Here is a 23,190-nt window from a genome sequence, read left to right on the forward strand (position 1 = left end):
CAGCGACGGCGCGCTCTTCTTGGACGGATTTCTTCATGGACAGACTTCGAATTGTCGGCGGCCAGCGGCTTCAAGGCGCCGTCACTATTTCGGGGGCCAAGAACGCGGCCCTGCCCCAGATCGCGGCGGCGCTCCTGAGCCCCTACCCGCTCGAGCTGACCAACCTGCCCCAGGTGAGCGACGTCGAGAACATGCTGAATGTTGTGGCGCTGCATGGGGCCGAAGTCTCCCGCGCCGCGCACTCCACGACGATCGATGCCAGGGCGATCCTTTCCAAGGAAACCTCGTACGACACCGTGCGCCGGATGCGCGCGACCGTGCTTGTGCTTGCGCCACTGCTGGCGCGCTTTGGAGAAGCACGCGTGTCGCTTCCCGGCGGCTGCGCCATCGGCGCACGTCCAGTCGACATGCATATCAAGGCGCTTGCTGCGCTCGGCGCGGAGATCGACATCGAGAATGGCCTGATCGTCGCCTCGACCAATGGTGGTTTGACGGGTGCGCGTGTCGTCCTGCCCTCCCCCTCCGTTGGCGCGACGGAAACCGCGATGATGGCCGCGACCACGGCCAAGGGCGAGACCGAAATCCTGAACGCCGCCCGCGAACCCGAAGTCGCGGATCTCGCCGCCTGTCTGACCGCCATGGGCGCCAGGATCGAGGGCGCCGGCACGCACCGCATCCTGGTGGAAGGCTCCACCACCTGGCAGCCGGCAAAACATCACGGCATCCCCGACCGCATCGAAGCCGGCACTTATGCGGTGGCGGCGGCCATCACCGGCGGCATGCTGGAGCTCACCAATGCGCGGCTTGAGAACATGGCGTCTGTCGTGCAGGCGCTGGAAGCGATGGGCGTCAGCGTCTGGCCGAGCGACCGCGGTCTCGTTGTTTCCCGCGACGGACCACTCAAGGGCGCGGACCTAACCACCGAGCCCTATCCCGGCTTCCCGACGGATCTGCAGGCGCAATTCATGGCGCTTGCTGCCTGCGCCGAAGGCGCGTCGCTGATCCGCGAAACCGTCTTCGAAAGCCGGTTCATGCATGTGCCGGAACTGATGCGGCTTGGTGTGAACGTCTCGCTCCAAGGTACGACGGCCTTGGTTCGCGGCGGGGCAAAGCTCAAGGGCGCGCAGGTCATGGCAACCGACCTCCGGGCCTCGGTGTCGCTCGTGCTGGCTGGGCTGGTGTCGGAGGGCGAGACGATCGTCAACCGCCTCTACCATCTCGACCGCGGTTATGAGCAGCTCGACCGCAAGCTGAAGCTCTGCGGCGCAGACATCGAGCGGCTGAGCGCATGAGCAAGGGCAGCCAGCGCTATTTTCTCGGCGTCGACGGCGGGGGCACCGGTTGCCGAGCGCGCATCGAAGATGAAGCCGGAAACCTTCTCGGCCAGGGCCTCTCCGGCCCTGCCACCACACGCCTCGGCATCGAGGAAGCCTGGGCGTCCATCGCCCGCGCCTTCAATGCAGCGATCGAGGAGGCCGAACTATCAGAGGACGATCTTGGTCGCGTCCATGTTGGGATCGGGCTTGCCGGCATCGGCCGGATCGGCGCGCTGGAGGCGCTTTCCGCCATCCCGACACCGTTTGCCAGCGTCGACTTCGTCAGCGACGGGATGGGCGCGTGCCTTGGCGCACATTCCGGCCGCGATGGCGCGATCGTCATTGCCGGCACCGGCTCGATCGGCCTTGGATTTGTCGAAGGCCGTGACCTTCGCATCGGTGGGTACGGATTTCCAATTTCGGATGAAGGAAGCGGCGCCGATCTGGGCCTGAAAGCGATCCAGATGGCGCTACGCGCCAATGACGGGCGGATCGAAAAGACCGCACTGTTGTCAGAGGTGATGCAGCGCTTCCACGGCGACCCGATGGAGGCTGTCGCCTGGATGGATCGCTCTTCCGCGACGGACTACGCTACCCTTGCCCCGATGGTGATGCGCCACGCGGACCAGGGCGATGCCGCGGGCCGCCGCATCGTCCAGTCGGCTGCCGAGCATATCGATACGCTGGTGCGCACGCTGTTCGACCAGGGCGCACCGCGCGTGACGCTTCTTGGCGGCTTGGCGAGCCCGCTGCAGGCCTGGCTTTCGCCGGATGTGCGACGCCGCCTGAAGCCAGCCGACGGCGATGCCGTATCCGGCGCCATTATCCTCGCCCGCCGGTCCGCAGGCGAAGACGCAAGCCGTGCGCCACCGCCTGTTGACGCGGAATAATCTATTCCTTTCTTCGTTGACAGAAGGAATGGATGAACCTAATCCTTGCCTTCAGGTGGAGGGAGCAGTGCTGGCTGGTCGTTGTCCACGTGACGCATTGAAGGTGGACCCATGAGCGATGCAAGGCTGATTTCCGAACTGGAAAACCTGGTCTCCGAGAATCGCAATCCAAGCTCGATGGATATCGACCTTCTGCCGACGATCGACGTCCTGCAGCGCATCAACGGCGAGGACCAGACGGTCGCCACCGCCGTACAGCGTGTCATTCCGCAAATCGCCGAAGCCGTCGATGAAACGGTCAAGGCGTTCAACAAGGGCGCGCGGCTGATCTATATCGGCGCCGGCACGAGCGGCCGGCTCGGCGTCCTCGATGCGTCCGAATGCCCGCCCACCTTCAGCGTACCGGAAGACATGGTGATCGGCCTGATTGCCGGTGGCGACCATGCGCTGCGCCATGCCGTCGAGGGCGCCGAAGACGATCTCGAGCAAGGCAAGCTGGACCTGCAGTCGGTCAATGTGACGGTAGACGATGTTGTGGTCGGCATCGCCGTCAGCGGCCGCACGCCTTATGTCATCGGCGCACTGACCTACGCGAAGTCACTTGGCGCCAAGACCGTCGCCCTGTCCTGCAATCCGGATTCTGTCATCGCCGCGATCGCCGATATCGCCATCTCGCCGGTGGTCGGGCCGGAGATCCTGACCGGCTCAACGCGCCTGAAGTCCGGCACCGCACAGAAGCTGGTCTTGAACATGCTGACCACGGCGAGCATGATCCGGATCGGCAAAAGCTACCAGAACCTGATGGTCGACCTGAACGCCAGCAACCAGAAGCTGGTGGCGCGCGCCGCGCGCATCGTCATGCAGGCGACCGGCTGCGATCTGGAGGAGGCCAGGCGCGTCCTCGACCAGACAGGGAACAACGTGAAGCTTGCGATCCTGATCGTGCTCACGGGGATGGATGTCGAAACGGCGCGCACCGCACTTGCTAACGCTGGCGGCTTCCTTCGCGCTGCAATCAATGACAAGACAGGATAAAGCCGCGCCGGAAGCGCGGTGAAACAACACAAACACTGGGAGAAGAACATGGGACAACATTTCACGACCAAAGCCCTTACAGGCCTTGCGCTCGGTGTAGCGCTTGGTGCAGCGGCCATCGCCGCGCCGGCATCGGCAGCAACGCTGAAGATGGCCTGGAAGCAGGACGCAACAGGGCTTGATCCGCACAAGCAGACGGCTTTCTCATCCATCCGTCTTCTTGAACTGATCTACGAACCGCTGGTGCGTTTCGACAAGGACCTGCAGATCGTCCCGGCGCTCGCGACCTCCTGGGAGTTCGCAGCCGACGCAAAGCAGTTGACCTTCAAGCTCGACCCGAACGCCAAGTTCCAGGACGGCAAGCCGGTCACCGCAGCAGACGTGAAGGCATCCTTCGAGCGCCTGCTTGACGAAAAGACCGCCGCGGCCGCCCGCGCCAACTTCCTGTCGATCGAAACGATCGAGACGCCGGACGACAAGACGGTTGTCTTCAAGCTGTCGCAGCCGGACGTTCCGCTGCTGACGGCGATGGCGAGCATCAATGCCGCGATCGTTCCGGCCGCCGAGATTGCTGCCGGCACGATCGGCACGAAGGCGCTTGGCTCCGGTCCGTTCAAGCTGGACAACTGGGTGCCGAACTCCAAGGAAACGCTGTCCGCCAACAAGGACTGGGCCGGCGGCAAGGTCGCGATCGATGGCATCGACATCAGCGTCCTGCCGGATGAAACGGCAATCCTCGCGGCCCTGCGCACAAAGCAGGTCGATTTCGCCCTCATCAACGACCCGCTGGTCGCAACGCTTGTTCCGGACGAGCCGAACCTGGTGCTGAACCGCACCCCGGTGCTCGCCTACCATGTCCTGCAGCTGAACGCCTCGCGCAAGCCGATGGACAACCTCGCTGTCCGCCAGGCGATCTCCTGCGCAGTTGATCGCCAGGACGTGCTGGACACGGCCTCCGTCGGCGAAGGCAAGGTGACCGGCCCGTTGACGATGCCGGGCTACACCAGCGATCCGAGCAGCCTGTTCTGCTACAAGAAGGACATCGACAAGGCGAAGAAGCTGATGGCCGACGCCGGCTTTGCCGATGGCTTCACCGCCACTGTCATTGCCGCCAATGGCGAACCGGCAACCGCTGCCGCCGAAGCCCAGGTCATCCAGTCGCAGCTCGCCGAAATCGGCGTCAAGCTCGACATCAAGATGATGGAGCTCAACGTTTACGTCGACGCCTGGCTGAAGGGTGACTTCGACATGGCGGTGGCGCTGAACGGTGGCCGCGCCGACCCCTACTCCATGTACAACCGCTACTGGACGAAGAACGGCAACCTCCAGAAGGTCGCGAACTACATCGATGACACGCTCGACAGCCTGATGCAGAAGGGCCGCGAAGAAACCGATCCGGCCAAGCGCAAGGAAATCTTCGCCGAATTCGAGAAGCACATCGCCGAAATGGCGCCGTGGGTCTGGCTCTACACCTCCTTCAGCTACACCGCGCAGCAGAAGAACGTGTCCGGCTTCGAAACGACGCCTGAAGGTTCGCTCTTCGGCCTCACCAAGGTGACGCTCCAGTAAGGAGCGTCCTGCCAACAATACGGGGCTTGGAGATCTCATGAACTACCTGACGCGACGGCTCTTGACCTTTCCGCTCGTCATGCTCGGGGTCTCCATCCTCGTCTTCTTTGCGATCCGCATGATCCCGGGCGACGCCATCACCGCGATGCTCGGGACGGAAGCCGGCCTGCTGACGCCCGCGCAACGGGCGGCGCTCTCTGAATATTTCGGCATCGACCAGCCGATCCTCATCCAGTACTGGAAGTGGCTGCTAGGCGTTTTCCAGAGCGACCTCGGTATTTCGGTGACGCACGGCAAGCCGGTGCTCTCCATCATCCTGGAGCGCTTTCCACTGACCCTCCAGCTCGCCATCATGGCGATGGTCGTGGCGCTTGCCGTGGGCTTGCCTGCCGGTGTGTTTGCAGCCACACGCAAAGAGCGCCCGTCCGACCTTGGCGTGCGCATCTTCGCAATGATCGGACAGTCGACGCCGAACTTCGTGGTGGGCCTGCTTCTCATCTACGCGCTGTCGGCGGGCTTCGGCATCCTGCCGACCATGGGCGAGTTCACGCCGTTCTCAGTGGATCCGCTGCGCAACCTCAGCCAGATGATCCTGCCGGCGGTGACGCTCGGTTTCGCCTTTGCCGCCTCCGTCACCCGCATCTCCCGCTCTGCCATGCTGGATGTCCTCTCCGACGACTATGTCCGCACGGCTCGCTCCAAGGGCGTTCCGAAGCGGCGGGTAATCTGGCGCCATGCGCTTCCCAATGCGCTGATCCCGGTCGTGACGCTTTCGGGCGTCGAGTTCGGCTACCTTCTCGGCGGAGCGGTGCTTGTCGAGCAGATCTACGCCCTGCCCGGCCTCGGACGCCTCGTTCTCGAAGCCATCCTCCAGCGCGACTACGCGCTCGTCCAGGGCTGCGTCCTGTTCATTGCCTTCAACTTCCTGGTGGTCAATCTGCTCGTTGATCTTCTTTATGTGGCGCTCGATCCGCGCATCCGTCTTGGCGAGGGCGGCTGATGCTTCGTGCGATTTTTTCCCACCCCAGCGGCCGGATCGGCGGCGCGATCGTCCTTCTCTACGTGGTGATCGCCCTGCTCGGCCTGTTTGACCTGACGCCGCACGACCCGCTGCAGCAATACCGCATCGATCGGCTGAAGGCGCCGAGTGCCGTCTATTGGATGGGTACCGACCTCTTCGGGCGTGATGTCGCAAGCCGCCTGATGAAGGGCGTCGGACAGTCCTTCCTTGTCGGCATCTCCGCAGTTGCCATCGCAAGCGTCGCAGGCACCGTGCTCGGCCTGACCGCCGCATGGTTCGGCAAGCTGTGGGACGGCCTTGTGATGCGCGTGATGGATGTGCTGCTCGCGTTTCCCGCAATCCTGCTTGCGCTCCTCATCATCGCGATTGCAGGCCCCGGTACCTGGACGAGCGTCGCAGCGATTGCCATCGTCTACACGCCGATCTTCACACGCGTGGTGCGCGGCCCGGCGCTATCGATCAAGTCGCGCGAGTTCGTGGATGCGGCACGCACCTTCGGGTCGAGCAAGACCTATATCCTGACCCGCCATCTGCTGCTCAACCTCGTAGCACCCCTCACCGTCCAGGTGACGCTGGCGCTTGCCTGGTCGTTGCTGACCGAAGCCGGCCTTTCCTTCCTCGGGCTCGGCACCCAGCCGCCGGCCTCCTCGCTAGGCCTGATGCTGGCCGACAGCCGCAACCTGATGGAAAAGGCGCCCTGGCTGCTGATCTTCCCGGCGATTGCCATCATGATCAGCATTTTGGGCTTCAACCTGCTTGGTGACGCGCTGCGCGATATCCTGGACCCCAAGACGAGGAGCCGCACCGCATGACGCTTCTGTCCGTCAAAGACCTGCGCGTCGGATTTGGCCAAGATCCCGCGAAGAACGAGATCGTCAAAGGCGTCAGCTTCGATCTCGAGGCTGGCGAAACGCTCGCGATTGTCGGCGAAAGCGGCTCCGGCAAATCGGTCACCGCGCTGTCGATCAACCGCCTCGTCGATTTCGGCGGTGGCCGCATCATCGGCGGCTCGATCCACCTGACCCGCGCTGATGGCAGTGTCTTGGACGTTACCCAAGCCTCCGAACCGGTGCTGGAAAAGATCCGCGGCGCGGAGATCGGCATGATCTTCCAGGAGCCGATGACCTCCCTCAATCCCGTGCTGTCGATCGGCACGCAGATCGAGGAGAGTTTTCGTCTGCACCGCGGCCTGACCGGCAGGCAGGCAACCGCCGCCGCCAAGGATGCGCTTGACCGCGTGCGCATTCCCGATGCGGCGCGGCGGCTTAGATATGCGCCGAACCAGCTGTCTGGCGGCATGCTCCAGCGCGTGATGATCGCGACAGCGCTTGCCTGCAATCCGCGCCTGCTGATCGCCGACGAACCCACGACGGCACTCGACGTGACGGTGCAGGCGCAGATCATGGCCCTGCTTGCCGAACTGAAACGCGAGACCGGCATGGGGATGATCTTCATCACCCACGATATCGGTCTGGTCGCCGGCATTGCCGACAGGGTGATGGTGATGCAGGCGGGCCAGGCGGTGGAGCAAGGCGCACTCGACGCGGTTCTAGACCGGCCGCAGCATTCCTATACAAAACATCTTTTGAGCGCCGTGCCGCATTTTGAATCCGGCCGCGCCGCCCGCACCGACTTCAAGCGCAAGCAGGGCGAAGCGCCCGCCCTGAGCGTCGATGGCCTGACGGTTCGGTTCAAGGTGAAGAACGGCCTGTTCAGCCGGGCTCAAGGCGCGGTTCATGCGGTGGAGAATGTGGGTTTCGACCTGATGCCCGGCGAAACCCTGGCAATCGTCGGCGAAAGTGGCTCGGGCAAATCCACCACCGCGCGCGCCATCCTGGGGCTGGTGAAGCCCACCCGCGGGCGTTTTGTGACCCACAAGGGCAGCATTTCGGACGCCACCGATCCGGCGACGCAGATGGTGTTCCAGAACCCCTACGCCTCGCTTAATCCGCGGCTGCGCATCGACAGCATCCTGGCCGAGCCGGTGATCGCCGCCGGAGGAAAGGTGACGAACGAGACGCGCGAGAAGATGAAGGCGCTGCTGCAGCGCGTCGGACTGCCGGAAGACAGCCTGGAGCGTTACCCGCACCAGTTTTCCGGTGGCCAGCGGCAGCGGCTCTGCATCGCCCGCGCGCTGATGCTCAACCCGTCGATCGTGGTGCTGGACGAGGCCGTTTCTGCGCTCGATGTTTCCGTTCAGGCGAAGGTGCTGGAACTGCTCGTCGACCTGCAGAAGGAATTTGGCCTCGCCTACCTTTTCGTCAGCCATGACATGGCCGTGGTCGAGCGGATTGCCCACCGCATTGCCGTGGTCTATGCGGGCGAAATTGTGGAGATCGGTGAAGCGGCATCCGTGCTGTCCAACCCGCAGCATTCCTATACCAAGCGGCTGATCTCCGCGGTGCCGAGCATCGACCGCCGCAACCAGCGCTTCGAGATCGACACGCGCCAGGTGGCGTCGCTTGTTCGTCCGCCGGCTTATGAACCACCGGAGGCCCGGTGGCGGGACTATGGTGCCGATCACCGTGCAAGGGCAGAGGCTTGAGCCATGGCTGAACATCTTGGCACAGCGGATGCGGGTTTGGCGGCAGTCTTTGAACGCGCGTTTGCGCCTCTTGAACAGGCTGTCGAAGCAAAACGCATACCCGGGGGCGTACTGGGTATTATCGACCTGAAGCACGGGCGCATGACGCGGGCGCTTGGCTCGGCGCAAATCATGCCTGACCAGCGACCGATGACGCTCGACACCTGGTTCGACCTTGCCTCGCTGACAAAGGTCATCTTCACCACGACGCGCATCCTGAAGCTCGTTGATGACGGCGTGGTCGACCTCGACGCACCGGTGGCAACGCTCCTGCCGGATTTCCGGCAGTATCATGCCGACGCCTGGGAGCGGAAGATCACATTCCGCCAGTGCCTTGGCCACCAGACGCCCTTTCCCGGTGTCGAACCGATCTACACCTATGACCGCGACCCGGACCTGTTGCGCGCCTTCATCCTGCAGCGGGAGTGGCGTGCTGGTCCGCCCGTCTATTCCGACATCAATTTCATCCTGCTCGGCTTCGTACTGGAACGTCTGGCCAAGGTTCGAACGGTGCGGGAGCTCGATCCGGGCGCGGGTTTTGCCTGGTCCTCCGACCCACAGGTTACCGTCGCGACCGAGGACTGTGCCTTCCGCCACCGGGTGATCTGCGGCGACGTGCATGACGAGAACTGTTATGCATTGCAGGGCTCCGGCCATGCCGGCCTGTTCGGGACCGTGGCCTCGGTGCTGGACTTCGCCCAAGGCCTGCTCGACGGCACCGGAGCTTCCGAGCAGGCGATCCGGCTGATGCGGACGCCGCTCTCCAACAAGCGCACGCACGGCTGGGAACATCCCTTCGACGGATGGTGGGGCGGAAGCCTCTGCAGCGGTGACACGATTGGCCATACCGGCTTTACCGGCACGAGCCTGCTGATCGACTTCGAACGCGGTCGCGCGGTGACGCTGCTTACCAACCGCGTCCATCCAACCCGCCATTTCGACAGCGGCATTCTTACGCTTCGGCAGACCGTCTGCGACCTGTTCAACCAGCCTTGAGGACTTCGACCATGCAGCCAATCTGGGCCGTCGGCCTGATGACCGGAACCGTGCTTGACGGCAATATCGACGTTGCGCTGCTGAAGACGGATGGTGAAACGGTCGAGACCTTCGGCGCCTACACGCTCCACCCCTATCCGCCGGAAATCCGCTCGCTGCTGGAAGAAACGCTGAGCCAGGCCCGCGCTTGGAACTTCGAAGGCCCGGATCCCGCCATTTTTGCGCAAGCCGAGGAAGCACTCACACGCGCACAATCCCAGGCGGTGAAGGAGTTGGTGGCGAGCGCCGGGCTTTCCATGGGCGATATCGGCATTGTCGGTTTCCATGGCCAGAGCGTGCTGCACCGCGCCCCGACGAAAGAGCGCATCGGCGCCACCCGCCAGCTTGGCAATGGCGAATTGATGGCTTCCATCCTCGGCTGCAAGGTCGCCTATGATTTCCGCTCGGCTGACGTTCGTGCTGGTGGACAGGGCGCGCCGCTTGCCCCCACTTATCATGCTGCACTCTTGCGCAGCCTCGATACGACGGGCGACAGCGCGGTTTTGAACCTTGGTGGCGTCGCCAATGTCAGCTGGTGGGACGGCAAGGACCTGATCATCGGCTTCGACACCGGGCCGGCCAATGCGCCGCTCAATGATTTCGTGAAAGCCCGTGGGCTTGGCGACATGGACCGCGGCGGCGTGCTTGGCGCCTCCGGCAAGGTCGATGAGGAGCGTCTGGCAAAGCTTCTCGAACATCCTTACCTCACCGCGCCTTATCCGAAATCGCTCGACCGCTTCGACTTCACCGCCGCGATGGCGGACGGGCTGGATGATGCAACGGGAGCCGCCACCCTTTCCGCCTTCACCGCTGCGGCTGTCGGCAAGGGGCTCGATCTCCTGCCGCGCCGCCCGAAGCGGCTGATCGTCTCCGGCGGCGGCCGGCATAACCCGACGATCATGTCGATGCTGGAAAGCCGTGCCGGCGTCACCGCCGTGTCCGCTGACGAATTCGGCTGGCGCGGCGATGCGGTGGAGGCGGAATGTTTCGCTTATCTGGCGGTGCGCGTGCTGCGCGGCCTGCCGATCAGCTTTCCCACCACAACCGGTGCACCAAAGCCCTTGCAAGGTGGGCGACTCGCAGGCTAAGTCGCGGCGTATCACAGCAGCGTCAGGAGCGCTTGAACATCATGAACAAGCGTACGGCTTACGCGGTTGGCGGCAACGCCGTCGTGATTGGCGTGCTGTTGATGCTTCTCGGCGACTTCATGTTCGCGCTGAACGACGCGATGGGCAAATGGCTGGTGGCGAGCTTCTCGGTCGGCCAGGTCCTGCTGATCCGCTCCGTCGGCGCCTTCGCCGTTCTCGGCCCCATGCTGTCGCGCCAGCCGCTGTCGGCCCTCTACCGTGTCGAGCAGCCTTCGCTCCACCTGCTGCGCATCGTGCTTGCCACCGCAGACACCGGCCTGTTCTACGCGGCCGTCGCCTATCTGCCGCTCGCGGACGTGATGACCTTCTACATGGCCGGCCCGATCTATGTGGCGGCGCTGTCGCACTTCCTGCTTGGCGAGCGGATCGGCTGGCGGCGTTGGCTTGCGGTTCTCATCGGCTTCATCGGTGTCGTGATCGCGCTGCGGCCCTCTGAGGAAATGCTGGCATGGCCATCGATCTTCGGCCTTGTCGGCAGCGTGTCCTTCGCGCTGACGATTGTGCTCAGCCGCATGTTGCGCTCCACATCAGACGCAACGCTCGTGACATGGCAGACGCTGGCCTGCCTCGTGGCCGGCGCCTTCCTGACGGTCGGCAACTGGAGCCCGTTCACCTTTGGTGAACTTCTGGCGCTGCTGCTTCTCGGCATTGTGGCCTGCACCGCCCACCTGCTGATCACCCGCTCGCTGAAACTCGCGCCTGCCTCCCTGCTGGCGCCGCTGCAATATACGCTCCTGCTGTGGGCGGTGGTGTTTGGCTGGGCCTTCTTTGGTGACTTCCCGGATGCGCAGACGCTGTTTGGCGCAGCGATCATTGTGCTCGCGGGTCTCTTCATCTTCCACCGCGGAAACCTGAAGCAGGATGTGGAGCCGATCGTGCCGACGGAGTCGAGCCACGGTTGACCGCTCTAGCGCAGGCCAAGCCTGCGGCTCAGCATGGCTTCCAGCGCAGACAGGGCATCATAGATCAGCACAGCAAGCGCGCCGACCACCAGCCCTCCCTGCAGCACGAAGGCCAGGTTGTTGGACTGCAAGCCGGCGATGATGACCTCGCCGAGCGTCTTCGCCGCCACCGTTGAGCCGATGGTGGCCGTGGCGAGGTTGATCGTGACCGACAGCCGTATGCCCGCGATGATGACCGGCAGAGACAGCGGCAGTTCGACCTTCAGCAAACGCTGCATCGCCGTCATGCCGGATCCGCGCGCCGCCTCCGTGACCGAACGGGGCAAGTTTTGAAGCGCCGTCAGCGTGTTTTCGAAGATCGGCAGCAGCCCGTAGAGGAAGAGCGCAATCAAAGTCGGTTTCGCCCCGAAGCCAACCGCCGGCACGGCGAGCGCCAACACGGCAACGGGCGGAAAGGTCTGGCCGATATTGACGAGGCTGCGCGACAACGGCAGGAACTCGGCCCCGAACGGCCGCGTGACGAGGATCGCCAGCAGGATCGCCAGGATTGCCGCGGCGAGCGTCGCCGCAAAAACGATCTCCAGATGCTGCAGCGTCAGTGAAAGCAGGCTTCCCTGGTTGTAGATCGCTGGCGTACCGCCATCCACCAGCGGCCTGAGCAACGGCTCGAACGTGTCGGGAGACACGAGGAAGCTGACCAGCACGGCAAAAAGAAGCAGGCGCAACAGGAGCGGAACAAACCTCATTGAGGCCTTGCCGCATGCTTCACGAGGTTGTCGAGCGTGACCCGGCCCATCGGCAGACCCGAGGCGGAGATGACAGGAAGCGCCCTGCGTCCGGACCATAACATGGCCGATAGCGCGTCCTGCTGCGAACTCGTCTCCGAGATCGGCTCGCCATCAGCCTCGCCCGGCTCCACGATCGCGCCCGTCGCACCGATCGCCAGAAGCCGGAAAGGCCGGTCACCATCTCCTACCAGCGCACCGACAAACGGCTCCGCCGGCGCACTGATGAGTTCAGCAGGCGGGCCGTATTGAAGCACCCTGCCCTTGTCCATCACCGCAATCTTGTCAGCCAGATGGAACGCTTCATTCATGTCGTGAGTCACGAGGACAATAGTCGTTTCCAGGTGCTTCTGGATGGCTTTCAGATCCTCCTGCGCCTTGGCCCGGATGATCGGGTCGAGCGCCCCGAACGGCTCGTCCATGAGGAGCACGTTGGGTTCGGCCGCGAGCGCCCGCGCGACACCCACCCGCTGCTGCTGGCCACCCGACAGTTCATGGGGATAACGCGCGGCGAAGACGGCGGGATCGAGCTGGAACAGGGTCAGCAACTCCTCCACCTTGGTGTCGATCCGCCGTTTCTCCCAGCCAAGCAGGCCCGGCACCGTGGCGATGTTCTGCGCCACCGTGCGATGCGGAAACAGCCCATGCCCCTGGATCGCATAACCGATGCGGCGGCGCAGGTCGTAGCCCGGGATCGAGCGATTATCCTCGCCATCAAGCCGGATCACGCCTTCGGTGGGCTCCACCAACCGGTTGATCATGCGCAGAAGCGTGGTCTTGCCCGAACCGGAGGTGCCGACGATCACGGTGATCGTGCGCGGCTCGATCACCATCGAGACATTGTCCACCACGGCAAGGCCACCATACCGCTTGGTTATCGCGTCGATCTCGATCATGCGGCGCGCCCTCCCTTGGCGACACGGGAATTCATTTCGATCAGCGCATCGAGCACGACGGCCGCCGCGAAGGCGAGCGCCACCGTCGGCACGGCGCCGAGAAGCACGAGGTCCATGGCAGTCTGCCCGATCCCCTGGAACACGAAGACGCCAAAACCGCCGCCGCCAATCAGCGCGGCGATCGTTGCCATGCCGATGTTCTGGACGAGCACGATGCGGATCGCGGTGAGGATGACCGGTAGCGCCAGCGGAATTTCGACCTGGAACAGGCGCTGCCGGTTCGTCATGCCGATGCCGCGCGCCGCTTCGTTCGTTTCGCGCGGGACGCCGGCGAGACCGACGACGGTGTTGGCGACGATCGGCAGCAGCGAATACAAGAACAGCGCCACGAAGGCCGGCGCCGTGCCGATGCCACGGATCCCGGCTTCGGAGGCGCCCGGAACATTGGCAGCAATCCAGGCAAGCGGCGCGATCAGGATGCCGAAAAGCGCGATCGACGGAATAGTCTGGATGAGGTTGAGCAGGTTCAGCACGCTTGCCCGCAGCCACCGGACCCGGTGACACAGGACGCCGAGCGGCAGCCCGACGATCGAGGCCGCGACAAGCGAGCCGAGCGCCAGCTTCACATGATTGCCTGCCTCGCTCCAGAAGACATCCGCCCGGCCGGCATACTCCTTCATGATCGACAGCCCGTTCCAGCTACCGGAGACGAACAGCAGGCCAATCGCCACCGCCGCGACGCCGAGAAACAGCACGCGCAACCAAGGTGGCGGCTGAAGCCGGGTAATGGCATCCGCCGTCAGCAATGCGAAGGCAAACAACAGGATCCAGAAACCGGAGGCGGGCGAGACGCGGGCGTAAGTATTGCCGTCCGGGGTGAGGAAGCCAGCCGCCTGCCCCATGGCAAGCACGAGACCGGCGAGTGCGCCCACCGCCGCGATTAGTCTCAAGGTCGCGGGCGCGCGCAGCAGCGCAATGACGATGGCGAGCGCCAGTCCGGCGAGAAGCACCCCACCCGCCAGCGGCGGTAGAGCCTCGAGCACGGTCTTCGCCTGCCCTTGCAGGATGCGGTTCGGCTTCAGCACGGCGAACGGGCTTGCCAGCAGCCCGTAAACGGCAAGCACGGCGATCACGATCCCGAGTTTGTCGAACCTGAACCTCAATCCGCCTCCTGCGCGCTAAGCACTTCGCGGGTTGGCAATGGCATCCGTCTTCATATCGCCAGTGCGAAGAGACGGGACGCCGGCCGGACCTTATTTCAGGAAGCCGTTCTTCTTCAGGAAGTCTTCGGCAACCGCCTTGGCCGGCTCGCCGCCCACCTGCACGCGGCCGTTCAACTCCTGCAGCGTCACGAGATCAAGCTTCTCGAAGACGGGCTTCAGGATCTCCTCGATCTTCGGGTTCTTCTTCAGCACCTCTTCGCGGATGATCGGCGCGGGCTGGTAGACCGGCTGCACGCCCTTGTCATCCTCGAGCACAACGAGCCCGGACGGCGCAATGCCGCCATCGGTGCCGTAAACCATCGCCGCATTTGCGCCGTTCGTCTGGTTGGCGGCAGCCGCGATCGTCGCGGCCGTGTCACCGCCCGAGAGCGTGATCAACTGGTCCGGCTTCAGTGTGAAACCATAGGTGGTCTGGAAGGCAGGCAGCGCCGCAGCCGAGTTGACGAATTCCGACGATGCCGCCAGCACCACCTTGCCGCCTTCCGACACGAACTTGCCGAAATCGGTCAGCGTCTTCAGCTTGTTTTCGTCCGCAACATCCTGCCGCAACGCGATCGCCCAGGTGTTGTTGGCGGACGACGGCGACAACCAGACGATCTTGTTCGCCTCGTAATCCAGCTTCTTCACCGTCTCGTAAGCCTTCGCCGCATCGTTCCAGGTCGCCTCATCGGCCTTGTTTTCAAAGAAGAAGGCGCCATTGCCGGTATATTCCGGATAGATGTCGATCTCGCCGGCGGTGATCGCCTTGCGCATCACCGGGGTGGCGCCAAGCTGGATGCGGTCGGTCGTCTGGATATCATTGGCGTTGAGCATGGCGAGGATCACATTGCCGAGCACGCCGCCTTCCGTATCGATCTTGGAGGAAACGACGACCTGGGCCTGCGCCACCGTGGCGGCGAGGCTGGCTGCAAGTGCAATTCCGACGAACTTCGCTTTGAACGACATGGCCAAGATTCCTTCGCATCGCGCGCCGATCACGCGCCTTGGTTTTAAACAAGAGCAACAACAGGACGTTTATCTAGGGCACTCGTGCGAGCCTACGAGTTCTCCGGCCAAACCGCGAGAAGAAATTTTCCACGGCATTTCTCGCCACCGCCATATGAGCGGCTCCGCCGTCGCTTGAGACACCAGATGAAGCACAGACAAAAATGCCTCGCACGCGTGAAACCCACGCGGGCGAGGCATAGCGATCTTTGATCTTGAAGGGCTTAGTCGTCCTTGCGCAGGCTACCGGCCAGGAAGAAGCCAAGAAGCGTGCCGGCGGCGAGCGCCCCGAGCGCGACGCCTGTCGCAGTGCTGTTGCGCTGTGCCGTGCGCGTCAGGTCAAGCCCATGCTGGCGCAGGTGGCTCGCCGCATGGCGGGCGAGCGGGCCAAGCGTCGCCGAGGCGTCACCGGCACTCGAGGATGCCTGCCGGGTCAAGCTCCGGCTCAGGTCGGCGAGTTGGTCCTGAAGGATGGATATCTGGTGAGCGATGTCGCGAGCCATTTGAGAGGGTCCCCATTGTTGGATTCGATCTTCAACGTCGGGTTCCCGGCAATGTTCCCGCGCCATCACCGGATGATGGGTCAAGCCGCGATGCGGCGAGCGGCCTTGTGGACGGCCTTGGCGTCATCGCCGTACTGCTCCAGGATCGCAGCGGCGTCCTCGACGGCAATGCGATATTTCTTCGCGACGACAACGGGTGTGAGAGGCGCAGCAGCGCCTTTTTCATGGCTCATGATTTTTCTCCGGAAGTTTCTGGCCGCAAATCGCGGCCGGGGCCATTGCCCCGTGATGCTTATATGGGGAGGGTGGAGGCGTTTTGCGAGTGTTGTCGGAGCGGATGATCAAAAAGATAAGGTGGCAATAGTCCACTGTCTTGGACAGCCGATCAGAACATGGGTAACCGGCGTGGCTAAATTGCGCCGTCTCTGCGCACTCAAATCAAAAAAAGATCGGACCACATGAGCCTCTTTCAGCCGCGCGCAAACTGCTCGTGTTGAATGACTAGAGCCCGCTCCTCCAACGAGAGGGGTTCAAATCTCTCGCGCCGCCGGCCCCACACAACAATAACGCAAACACGGGAAACACAGCGCGCGCAAACGCATGAAAACGTTACGTTTTTTGCCTGCCGTTCAATGTACCACGATCCCGAATTAGCTCGCTTTCTCGTTCACTCAACTGTTCTGGGGTACAGTTCTCGAGAATCGTGAGCTTGATCGCTCGGCCTTCCAAGTGTGCGGCACAAAGTTCTCTGTGGATACGGCGGAACGCGGCCGGCTTCTGCGGCCTGTACGGCCGACCCACGAGGATCTTGATCACGTTCCTCTCATATTCCAGGAACGGGCGAGAGCGGCGAGTGTACTTCCCGATATAAACGCCGGCGCCCTCAATCTCCCATTGGTAGATGCCAGGTCGGTCTGGATCTACGCCGTCCGCAATGTACAACAAGTACCATCCCTTAGGCAGCATGCGGTGTCCTTGCTGACCTTTCCCAGGCCCGGAATGTGAACGGCGGTGCGTATATCAATGCGTACGACAGATCATCGGGTGCCTAACAATGATGAAATTCATTGACTTAGGATGCTGGTGGGCCCTACTGGATCAAAGAAATGAACAATTTCAATGAGTTAGGCTTGCCTATTTTCCCGATACCGTCTGTAATGCCGTCACTTTTTCCAATTCAAAAGCCAGATGAAGGGCTGGCTTCAGGAGGTAGTGCCTCCTGTCGTGACGTAGGTTCGAGTGTGCTAACGGGCCTCCAATTGCGCGATGAGCTTCTTGAGTTCTATAACTGGCGTAGGGTCGGGGCGTTTGTCAAACACGCGCTCCATCCAATCCCCAGTGGTCTCGCAGAACTGCACCTTCGCTTTGTAGTCGGAAAGCGTCTGAGGCGGGAAGAAGGGCATGAGAGCCTGTGTCGCCGTGATGGACACCTGAACGAGTTCCTGAATACAGCCTTCGAGCAAACTCGGGACGAGCATTGGTCCCATGTGCGCGTCGGCGTTCATCTCTGGCCTGAGCATGGCGAAGCCAGCGAAGGTTGGATGACCGCATAGGACGCACAGTCGCTTGTAATGAGCGGCCCGCTTCTTTTCGGTAAATCCGTCGCGCTTATCCAACTCATCCCTGATGAATCCGGGACCGAAGGCTCTCTGGCGCTTGTCTTCAGGCGTGACCTTCCACTCTTGGACAAGTTTTGGATCGGTCCTCAAATAATCGAGGAGCCAACCGCTCTCCATGATGTATCGAATCTGCAAGCCCGACGACTGGTAGTATCCGCCGAGCAGCAGCTTGATGGCTGAAGCCATTGAGTTGAACACGCTGGCACCGATGAGAGCCACGATCACTTGGTCTTCGGTCATGTCCTCCGTGTTCACACGAACGTAATGGTGCATGTCCATGCACCTTTCGATCATCGAGACGTGAAACGACATCTCATCGTTCGCCTCGATGATCTCGATAGACTTTGCGCGAAGGTCCTCTTCACCCCCGTGCAATAAGGTCAGATTTTCAGGGATAGCAGTTATGGGTATCTCCTATGAAATCTCGGCAGCGCTGGCGACTTGCGACGTTTCGGACATGCGCAGCCAATGTTTGCCGATTGGCTCCTGCGTCAGACGCCCAAGTTGTACCATTTCAGAAAGCTGGGTGCGCATCTCGTGGGGTATATCACGTACCTTCAGTGTCACAGGACCACGCAGACGAATCTGTTCAAGCAAATTATAAAGATACTCGCCTTCAGTGCAGTTAAAACGCTTCTGGAAGCTAAGTTTACGCATAGTAGACTCCTCTGACGAATCTAGGTTTATTTTCCTATACTATCTACTCTGTCAGCAGCGCAGTCAACATTTAGTTGAGAGTATTGGGCCCCGGTTGGTGTGGTTGCACGTGGTTTCGTGTTTAGGACCCACACCCGCAACCAAGGCGAAAATGCCGCCTCCCAAAACGCCCCGATTCGAGGAGTTGGTGTATTCGCCTAAGTATATGATAGTTAACGTGATTTTTGGATTTAGACCGACGCGGCTTTACTGGCGCAAAAACGGCCTGACGGTATCCGAGCCTCAAAACATGACGGTATTTTGGGTGTCAGGATACCGTAAAACGGCTTCGCTGGACCATTTTCCGAAAGTTAGGCTATTGATTTTATTGGAGAATATTTGTCCAGATGGTCAAAAAGTGCATGTAGGCCGCCACAAACGTCTGAACTGAGGCCCACCAATAATCAATAACTTAGCGCCGAGACCGCCGCAACCGATTGATCTCGCCGCCGCATACCTCTGATCCGAACTGTGTCTGCCGCCACATACCTCTGATCATTGAGACATATAATTGATTTTCTTAGGCAAGTCGGAGGCGACTTAACGTCGTAGAAATTGCGCGAAGCTGGCGAACGCAATGGAATTAGGGGAAGTTGGCTGAATCAAAATATATGCAGTCAACTGTAGATGATGCTCAAGGTCTCGTGCTGGTGATGGCCCGATGTATCTGGCCGGTTGTTGCGAACTTCTAAGCTTGCATGCAAAACTTGGCTCATCGCTCCCGATTTGACCGAAACCGAGTTTCCATGTCGATAACTGAAACGCACTTCCGCAAGTCCGTCTCAAACCTCAAGCCCCCCTCTTCAGGTCAGTATATCCAGGCAGACTGGGATTTGGCTTACGGGAAGATTTCCCCAACAGATGACGATACTCGGCTCTATGAAGCCGCCAAATGGATAGCTTCGGAATACGCCGAGTTGTCAAAAAAATATCCGTCGCCTGCCTTTGGCTCCCTAGATTCAGAATGGGCCACAATCCTGGCGGTAGCTATATTGAACCGGGATCACCGCATCGCCGAGAAGTTGCGCGACGAGGTCGCCAAAGAACGTCGAGATGATCCAATATATTCAATGGATGCCTTTTCTGGTCTCCGGATCGAGGGCAACAACGGGCAACATTTCACGACAACGGATTTCGCCGAGAGCAGCACAGACCTTACCGAAAACTGGCTTTTCGATGCTCTTAAAGTATCTGGATCGAGCGCTCCGCCCGAAGACCTCACTACATTCGGCGTGGCGGCCGGCAAGTTCTATAGCTTCCGAAAACTTTTGAGCACGCTTTGGAACCAGGCATGGTTCGATGCCTGGTATTTTGACCTCGACAAAGATGGTGCAACGATATGGATGCCTAGCGACCCAGATGCCATGATCCTAGATCAGAGTTGGCTACAGCGCCAACAAACGAATTTGATGAACTACCCGTATATCGATATCTCTATTTGGCCGTCACTTTCGCCGAGTCAGCGAAGGAAGCGCTCCAGATTGAGGGCCGTGACGTCAGTTAGGAGGACCGAAAATTCGGTGCTGGCCCGAGTGTCTTCTGCGCAGTATCTCTCTTCAAGACCACCTGTATATACGATCGAGAGAAGCGGGCTGGAAGGCTCCTTTATCGCAGATTTTCTTGACGTTGATATGCCGAATGCAAAAGGCGTGACGGTGGCGCACCTTTTATCGGCATGGCATCTGATCCTTGACATCGCACACGGGCTGAGCCGGGTTACGAAGCTTCCCCAAACAATATCGCCCAAAGACGCACGAGAAATAGCACTGACTGTACCAGAAGGTACGCTGGTTCAAGCTATCGCTGAGGGGATACCTATCGACGCAGTGACGGCAAAAAAAATCGTCGAGTTTTTGACGTTCGAAATCAAAACGTCGAAAAATCAGAAGGGAAATCGAGGTCTTTGGTCCGCTCCCTTGGTTAAGATTCCCAACTGTAATGATTATCTTTTGCCACTTCCCGCCCTGGAAACGAGTAACCCTTTGCGCAAGGCAGAGGCTTGGATGGAAAAGGGAGGTATTGATGACTCTAACCCGATTGCTGCTCGGGGTGAAAAATACGAAGTAATATACCGTGCCAGAATACGGCAGGCAGTTATCGACAATCGATATTTCAAAACCGCTTCAGTTGCGGAACATGGAGTTAAAAAGACAAAAGACTTCGGTGAGCAGATCGATCTTCTCGTGGCCTTCGGTGGTATCTGCCTAGTTGGAGAAGTTAAGCTGCTGTTGATGCCGGCCGATCCTTTCGAGAAAGCTCGGTACGACGGGAAATTGAAATCTGCCGCTACCCAAGCGAAACGAAAAACGCAGCTTTTGCAGACTCGACCTGACGTTGCCGCAAAGGCGCTAGGAATAGCCGTGGAGTCTGCCAAGAGCCTCCGATATATCCCGATTGTAATTCCAGCACAGGACTACGGCTTTTCGACAAAGGTGGATGATGTCCTGATCGTTGAGGCATCTTTTTTGAAGCTTTATCTCAGTGGCGGCGACCTTGTGGTTGGTCGAGCGATTCAGAAAGGGAGCTCTAGGGCAATAGACAGGACGATCCAATACTATCAAACGGAAGCCCAGGCAGGACAGAATGTTGATTTGCACTGAGAGCTGACCCGGGATTTGCGCCGAGAAGTGACCCGCCTTAGGTATCGTCCGTCGTGGTTGGGGTGGTCAAGTTCCTGCGTTTCTCCTTCGTAGTTTTGGGCTCATGGGCTGAACTGTTTTTGAAGCGGAAGCTGTCGTTTCCGGTTTCGAGGATGTGGCAATGATGTGTGAGCCGGTCGAGCAACGCGGTGGTCATCTTGGCATCGCCAAAAACGCTGGCCCATTCGCTGAAGCTCAGGTTGGTGGTGATGATGACGCTCGTGTGCTCGTAGAGTTTACTCAGTAAATGGAAGAGCAGCGCACCGCCTGAAGCACTGAACGGCAGGTAACCGAGTTCGTCCAGGATGACGAGATCGGAGTGTGCCAGGCGGTTGGCGATCTGCCCTGGTCGGCCTTGGGACTTCTCTTGCTCGAGCGCGTTGACCAGTTCCACGGTCGAGAAGAACCGAACTCGCTTGTGATGATGTTCGATAGCCTGGACACCAATTGCCGTGGCGATATGCGTTTTGCCCGTGCCGGGGCCGCCGACCAGGACGATGTTGTTGGCGTCGTCGAGGAAGTCGCAGCGATGAAGCTGACGCACCAGCGCCTCATTGATCTCACTGCTGGCGAAGTCGAAGCCGTTCAGATCACGATAGGCTGGAAAGCGTGCCGTCTTGAGCTGGTAGGCGGTCGATCGAACTTCGCGTTCCGCAGTCTCGGCCTTGAGAAGCTGCGACAGGATCGGGATTGCCGCCTCGAACGCCGGCGATCCTTGCTCCGTGAGCTCGCCGACGGCCTGGGCCATGCCGTGCATCTTCAGTTGCCGCAACATGATGACGATAGCGCCGCTTGCCGGATTATGACGCATGGCGAGCCTCCGTCTTTCTCAGCGCATCGTAGCGTTCGACATTGGCCTTGGGCTCGTTGATGAGCGTCAGGGCCTGAGGGGCGTCAATGGTGGGCGGTGTGAAGGATTTGCCGTCGACGAGGCGATGCAGCAGGTTCAGCACGTGGGTCTTCGTGGGGACGCCGGACTTCAGTGCCATGTCCACGGCCGACAGGATGGCCTGTTCGTCGTGCTGGAGGACCAGCGCCAGGATATCGACCATCTCGCGGTCGCCACCCGGCTTCTTCAGGAGGTATTGCTGCAAGGCTCGGAATGCGTCCGGTAGCTCAACGAACGGTGCACCATTGCGAAGAGCGCCCGGCTTGCGTTGCACGACCGCCAGATAATGCCGCCAGTCGTAGATCGTCTGTCCCGGTCGATCATGAGAGCGATCGATGACACGGCGGTGCTCACAGACGATCTGGCCCTCCGCGGCGACAACGATACGGTCCGGATAGACCCGGAGGCTCACCGGCCGATTGGCGAAGGATGCCGGGACACTGTAGCGATTGCGCTCCAGATGGACGAGGCAGGTCGGCGTGACCCGCTTGGTATACTCGACGAAGCCGTCGAACGGCCGGGAAACCGGCATCAATACCAAAGCTTCCTCAGCCCAGATGTCAGCGATGGTGCCGCGCATCTGGCCGTGTGGCGTCTGCGCCCACAATTCCTTGCAGCGCTGCTCCAGCCAGTCGTTCAACGCTTCCAGCGACGGAAAGCGCGGCGTGGGCTGCCAGAGACGATGACGGGCATCCTGAACGTTCTTCTCGACCTGTCCTTTCTCCCAGCCGGAGGCAGGATTGCAGAACTCGGGTTCGAACACATAGTGGCTGGCCATTGCCAGGAAGCGGATGTTGACGTCACGCTCTTTGCCACGGCCGACCTTGTCGATTGCCGTGCGCATGTTGTCGTAGATGCCGCGACCGGGGATGCCGCCGAAGACCCGGAATGCATGGTTGTGGGCGTCGAACAGCATCTCGTGCGTCTGCAAGAGATAGGCACGGACGATGAAGGCGCGGCTGTAACTCAGCTTCGTATGCGCCACCTGCAGCTTGGTGCGCTCATTGCCAATGATGGCCCAGTCCTCCGACCAATCGAATTGGAACGCTTCGCCCGGCTCGAAGGCCAGAGGCACGAACGTTCCGCGCCCCGTCGTCTGGAATTCCCTCTGCCGGTCTGCCTTCCATTCCCGGGCAAAGGCTGCAACACGGCAGTAGGAACCGTCATAGCCGAGGCTCACCAGGTCGGCGTGGAGCTGCTTCAGGGTGCGCTTCTGTTTGCGGCCCTTCTTGGATTCCGTCTTCAGCCAGGCCGACAGCCGATCTGCGAAAGGGTCGAGCTTGCTCGGTCGCTCCGGGACCTTGAACTTCGGCTCGACGCCGTCCAACCGCAGGTATTTGCGGACAGTGTTCCGGGACAGGCCGGTCCTGCGGCAAATCTCCCGAATCGAAAGATGCTCTCGAAAATGCCAGCGTCGGATTACGCTCAGTAACGCCATGTCGATCACTCCAAAGCC

The 23,190-nt window shown here is 60.9% G+C and carries 21 protein-coding genes; 11 read left to right on the top strand and 10 right to left on the bottom strand.

All coding sequences use genetic code 11. The features are described from left to right. Nucleotides 1-35: 35 nt before the first annotated feature. The 10 genes from murA to CYG48_RS08870 all read left to right on the top strand — a co-directional run bounded on the left by murA (nt 36) and on the right by CYG48_RS08870 (nt 11,500). Nucleotides 36-1,292 carry a UDP-N-acetylglucosamine 1-carboxyvinyltransferase gene (murA, locus tag CYG48_RS08825; protein WP_118850043.1) on the top strand — a complete coding sequence of 419 codons (1,257 nt, stop codon included), beginning with the start codon at nt 36-38 and terminating at the stop codon, nt 1,290-1,292. Next, entirely contained in the window at nt 1,289-2,206 is a 918-nt protein-coding gene (locus CYG48_RS08830) for an N-acetylglucosamine kinase (protein WP_118850044.1), read from the top strand. Before murA ends, CYG48_RS08830 begins: the two co-directional genes overlap by 4 nt. Nucleotides 2,207-2,317: 111 nt before the next feature. Continuing rightward, nucleotides 2,318-3,241, top strand: coding sequence for an N-acetylmuramic acid 6-phosphate etherase (gene murQ, locus CYG48_RS08835; protein ID WP_118850045.1), 924 nt, complete (start codon nt 2,318-2,320; stop codon nt 3,239-3,241). Nucleotides 3,242-3,289: 48 nt separating this feature from the next. Continuing rightward, the gene (locus tag CYG48_RS08840) at nt 3,290-4,810 is read left to right on the top strand and encodes an ABC transporter substrate-binding protein (protein ID WP_118850046.1); all 1,521 of its coding nucleotides are present in this window, start codon (nt 3,290-3,292) and stop codon (nt 4,808-4,810) included. 37 nt (nt 4,811-4,847) lie between these two features. After that, nucleotides 4,848-5,810, top strand: a complete 963-nt coding sequence (locus tag CYG48_RS08845) for an ABC transporter permease (protein ID WP_118850047.1) — start codon at nt 4,848-4,850, stop codon at nt 5,808-5,810. Further along, a complete protein-coding gene (locus CYG48_RS08850; RefSeq protein ID WP_118850048.1) occupies nt 5,810-6,643 on the top strand; it encodes an ABC transporter permease in 834 nt (277 codons plus the stop codon). The genes CYG48_RS08845 and CYG48_RS08850 overlap by 1 nt, the downstream gene beginning before the upstream one ends. Beyond that, nucleotides 6,640-8,376: an ABC transporter ATP-binding protein gene (locus tag CYG48_RS08855; protein WP_118850049.1), complete on the top strand. Its 1,737-nt coding sequence runs from the start codon at nt 6,640-6,642 to the stop codon at nt 8,374-8,376. The genes CYG48_RS08850 and CYG48_RS08855 overlap by 4 nt, the downstream gene beginning before the upstream one ends. Nucleotides 8,377-8,379: 3 nt before the next feature. Next, complete coding sequence (locus CYG48_RS08860; protein ID WP_118850050.1) at nt 8,380-9,411, top strand: serine hydrolase domain-containing protein; 1,032 nt, start codon at nt 8,380-8,382, stop codon at nt 9,409-9,411. Nucleotides 9,412-9,422: 11 nt separating this feature from the next. Further along, nucleotides 9,423-10,538 (top strand): anhydro-N-acetylmuramic acid kinase, encoded by a 1,116-nt coding sequence (locus CYG48_RS08865; protein ID WP_118850051.1) that lies wholly within the window; start codon nt 9,423-9,425, stop codon nt 10,536-10,538. 41 nt (nt 10,539-10,579) lie between these two features. Next, nucleotides 10,580-11,500 carry a DMT family transporter gene (locus tag CYG48_RS08870; RefSeq protein ID WP_118851567.1) on the top strand — a complete coding sequence of 307 codons (921 nt, stop codon included), beginning with the start codon at nt 10,580-10,582 and terminating at the stop codon, nt 11,498-11,500. A gap of 5 nt (nt 11,501-11,505) precedes the next feature. Here the strand turns inward: CYG48_RS08870 and CYG48_RS08875 are convergent, their stop codons facing one another. The 8 genes from CYG48_RS08875 to CYG48_RS22285 all read right to left on the bottom strand — a co-directional run bounded on the left by CYG48_RS08875 (nt 11,506) and on the right by CYG48_RS22285 (nt 18,167). Then, on the bottom strand, nt 11,506-12,246 hold the full coding sequence (locus tag CYG48_RS08875; RefSeq protein ID WP_118850052.1) for an ABC transporter permease: 741 nt from the start codon (nt 12,244-12,246) through the stop codon (nt 11,506-11,508). Further along, a complete protein-coding gene (locus CYG48_RS08880; protein WP_118850053.1) occupies nt 12,243-13,181 on the bottom strand; it encodes an ABC transporter ATP-binding protein in 939 nt (312 codons plus the stop codon). The genes CYG48_RS08875 and CYG48_RS08880 overlap by 4 nt, the downstream gene beginning before the upstream one ends. Further along, entirely contained in the window at nt 13,178-14,344 is a 1,167-nt protein-coding gene (locus CYG48_RS08885; RefSeq protein ID WP_118850054.1) for an ABC transporter permease, read from the bottom strand. Before CYG48_RS08885 ends, CYG48_RS08880 begins: the two co-directional genes overlap by 4 nt. A gap of 90 nt (nt 14,345-14,434) precedes the next feature. After that, nucleotides 14,435-15,349 carry a glycine betaine ABC transporter substrate-binding protein OsmF gene (osmF, locus tag CYG48_RS08890; protein WP_118850055.1) on the bottom strand — a complete coding sequence of 305 codons (915 nt, stop codon included), beginning with the start codon at nt 15,347-15,349 and terminating at the stop codon, nt 14,435-14,437. A gap of 263 nt (nt 15,350-15,612) precedes the next feature. Further along, the gene (locus CYG48_RS08895) at nt 15,613-15,891 is read right to left on the bottom strand and encodes a hypothetical protein (RefSeq protein WP_118850056.1); all 279 of its coding nucleotides are present in this window, start codon (nt 15,889-15,891) and stop codon (nt 15,613-15,615) included. Nucleotides 15,892-15,971: 80 nt separating this feature from the next. Continuing rightward, entirely contained in the window at nt 15,972-16,124 is a 153-nt protein-coding gene (locus CYG48_RS22480; RefSeq protein WP_199925111.1) for a hypothetical protein, read from the bottom strand. Between the two features lie 1,011 nt (nt 16,125-17,135). Further along, a complete protein-coding gene (locus CYG48_RS08905; protein ID WP_150132708.1) occupies nt 17,136-17,750 on the bottom strand; it encodes a hypothetical protein in 615 nt (204 codons plus the stop codon). Between the two features lie 174 nt (nt 17,751-17,924). Beyond that, on the bottom strand, nt 17,925-18,167 hold the full coding sequence (locus CYG48_RS22285) for a hypothetical protein (protein ID WP_150132709.1): 243 nt from the start codon (nt 18,165-18,167) through the stop codon (nt 17,925-17,927). Nucleotides 18,168-18,952: 785 nt separating this feature from the next. Between CYG48_RS22285 and CYG48_RS08915 the strand changes: the two genes are divergently transcribed. Beyond that, nucleotides 18,953-20,806 (top strand): hypothetical protein, encoded by a 1,854-nt coding sequence (locus tag CYG48_RS08915; RefSeq protein ID WP_118850060.1) that lies wholly within the window; start codon nt 18,953-18,955, stop codon nt 20,804-20,806. Nucleotides 20,807-20,843: 37 nt separating this feature from the next. Here the strand turns inward: CYG48_RS08915 and istB are convergent, their stop codons facing one another. Both istB and istA read right to left on the bottom strand, forming a co-directional pair. Beyond that, nucleotides 20,844-21,656: an IS21-like element helper ATPase IstB gene (gene istB / locus CYG48_RS08920; protein ID WP_057352983.1), complete on the bottom strand. Its 813-nt coding sequence runs from the start codon at nt 21,654-21,656 to the stop codon at nt 20,844-20,846. Beyond that, nucleotides 21,646-23,172, bottom strand: coding sequence for an IS21 family transposase (istA, locus tag CYG48_RS08925; protein ID WP_118851503.1), 1,527 nt, complete (start codon nt 23,170-23,172; stop codon nt 21,646-21,648). The genes istB and istA overlap by 11 nt, the downstream gene beginning before the upstream one ends. Between the last annotated feature and the right edge of the window lie 18 nt (nt 23,173-23,190).

Source organism: Neorhizobium sp. SOG26 (genome assembly GCF_003491345.1).
Lineage (GTDB): Bacteria > Pseudomonadota > Alphaproteobacteria > Rhizobiales > Rhizobiaceae > Neorhizobium > Neorhizobium turbinariae.

Bases quoted from the DNA above. Each gene is read 5' to 3' on its own strand.
- CYG48_RS08870 (WP_118851567.1), top strand. From the start codon at position 10,580: ATGAACAAGCGTACGGCTTACGCGGTTGGCGGCAACGCCGTCGTGATT.
- CYG48_RS08840 (WP_118850046.1), top strand. From the start codon at position 3,290: ATGGGACAACATTTCACGACCAAAGCCCTTACAGGCCTTGCGCTCGGT.
- murA (WP_118850043.1), top strand. From the start codon at position 36: ATGGACAGACTTCGAATTGTCGGCGGCCAGCGGCTTCAAGGCGCCGTC.
- CYG48_RS08865 (WP_118850051.1), top strand. From the start codon at position 9,423: ATGCAGCCAATCTGGGCCGTCGGCCTGATGACCGGAACCGTGCTTGAC.
- CYG48_RS08915 (WP_118850060.1), top strand. From the start codon at position 18,953: ATGTCGATAACTGAAACGCACTTCCGCAAGTCCGTCTCAAACCTCAAG.
- CYG48_RS08845 (WP_118850047.1), top strand. From the start codon at position 4,848: ATGAACTACCTGACGCGACGGCTCTTGACCTTTCCGCTCGTCATGCTC.
- CYG48_RS08860 (WP_118850050.1), top strand. From the start codon at position 8,380: ATGGCTGAACATCTTGGCACAGCGGATGCGGGTTTGGCGGCAGTCTTT.
- CYG48_RS08855 (WP_118850049.1), top strand. From the start codon at position 6,640: ATGACGCTTCTGTCCGTCAAAGACCTGCGCGTCGGATTTGGCCAAGAT.
- CYG48_RS08905 (WP_150132708.1), bottom strand. From the start codon at position 17,750: ATGACCGAAGACCAAGTGATCGTGGCTCTCATCGGTGCCAGCGTGTTC.
- CYG48_RS08880 (WP_118850053.1), bottom strand. From the start codon at position 13,181: ATGATCGAGATCGACGCGATAACCAAGCGGTATGGTGGCCTTGCCGTG.
- CYG48_RS08875 (WP_118850052.1), bottom strand. From the start codon at position 12,246: ATGAGGTTTGTTCCGCTCCTGTTGCGCCTGCTTCTTTTTGCCGTGCTG.
- osmF (WP_118850055.1), bottom strand. From the start codon at position 15,349: ATGTCGTTCAAAGCGAAGTTCGTCGGAATTGCACTTGCAGCCAGCCTC.
- CYG48_RS08895 (WP_118850056.1), bottom strand. From the start codon at position 15,891: ATGGCTCGCGACATCGCTCACCAGATATCCATCCTTCAGGACCAACTC.
- CYG48_RS08830 (WP_118850044.1), top strand. From the start codon at position 1,289: ATGAGCAAGGGCAGCCAGCGCTATTTTCTCGGCGTCGACGGCGGGGGC.
- istA (WP_118851503.1), bottom strand. From the start codon at position 23,172: ATGGCGTTACTGAGCGTAATCCGACGCTGGCATTTTCGAGAGCATCTT.
- istB (WP_057352983.1), bottom strand. From the start codon at position 21,656: ATGCGTCATAATCCGGCAAGCGGCGCTATCGTCATCATGTTGCGGCAA.
- CYG48_RS22480 (WP_199925111.1), bottom strand. From the start codon at position 16,124: ATGAGCCATGAAAAAGGCGCTGCTGCGCCTCTCACACCCGTTGTCGTC.
- murQ (WP_118850045.1), top strand. From the start codon at position 2,318: ATGAGCGATGCAAGGCTGATTTCCGAACTGGAAAACCTGGTCTCCGAG.
- CYG48_RS22285 (WP_150132709.1), bottom strand. From the start codon at position 18,167: ATGCGTAAACTTAGCTTCCAGAAGCGTTTTAACTGCACTGAAGGCGAG.
- CYG48_RS08850 (WP_118850048.1), top strand. From the start codon at position 5,810: ATGCTTCGTGCGATTTTTTCCCACCCCAGCGGCCGGATCGGCGGCGCG.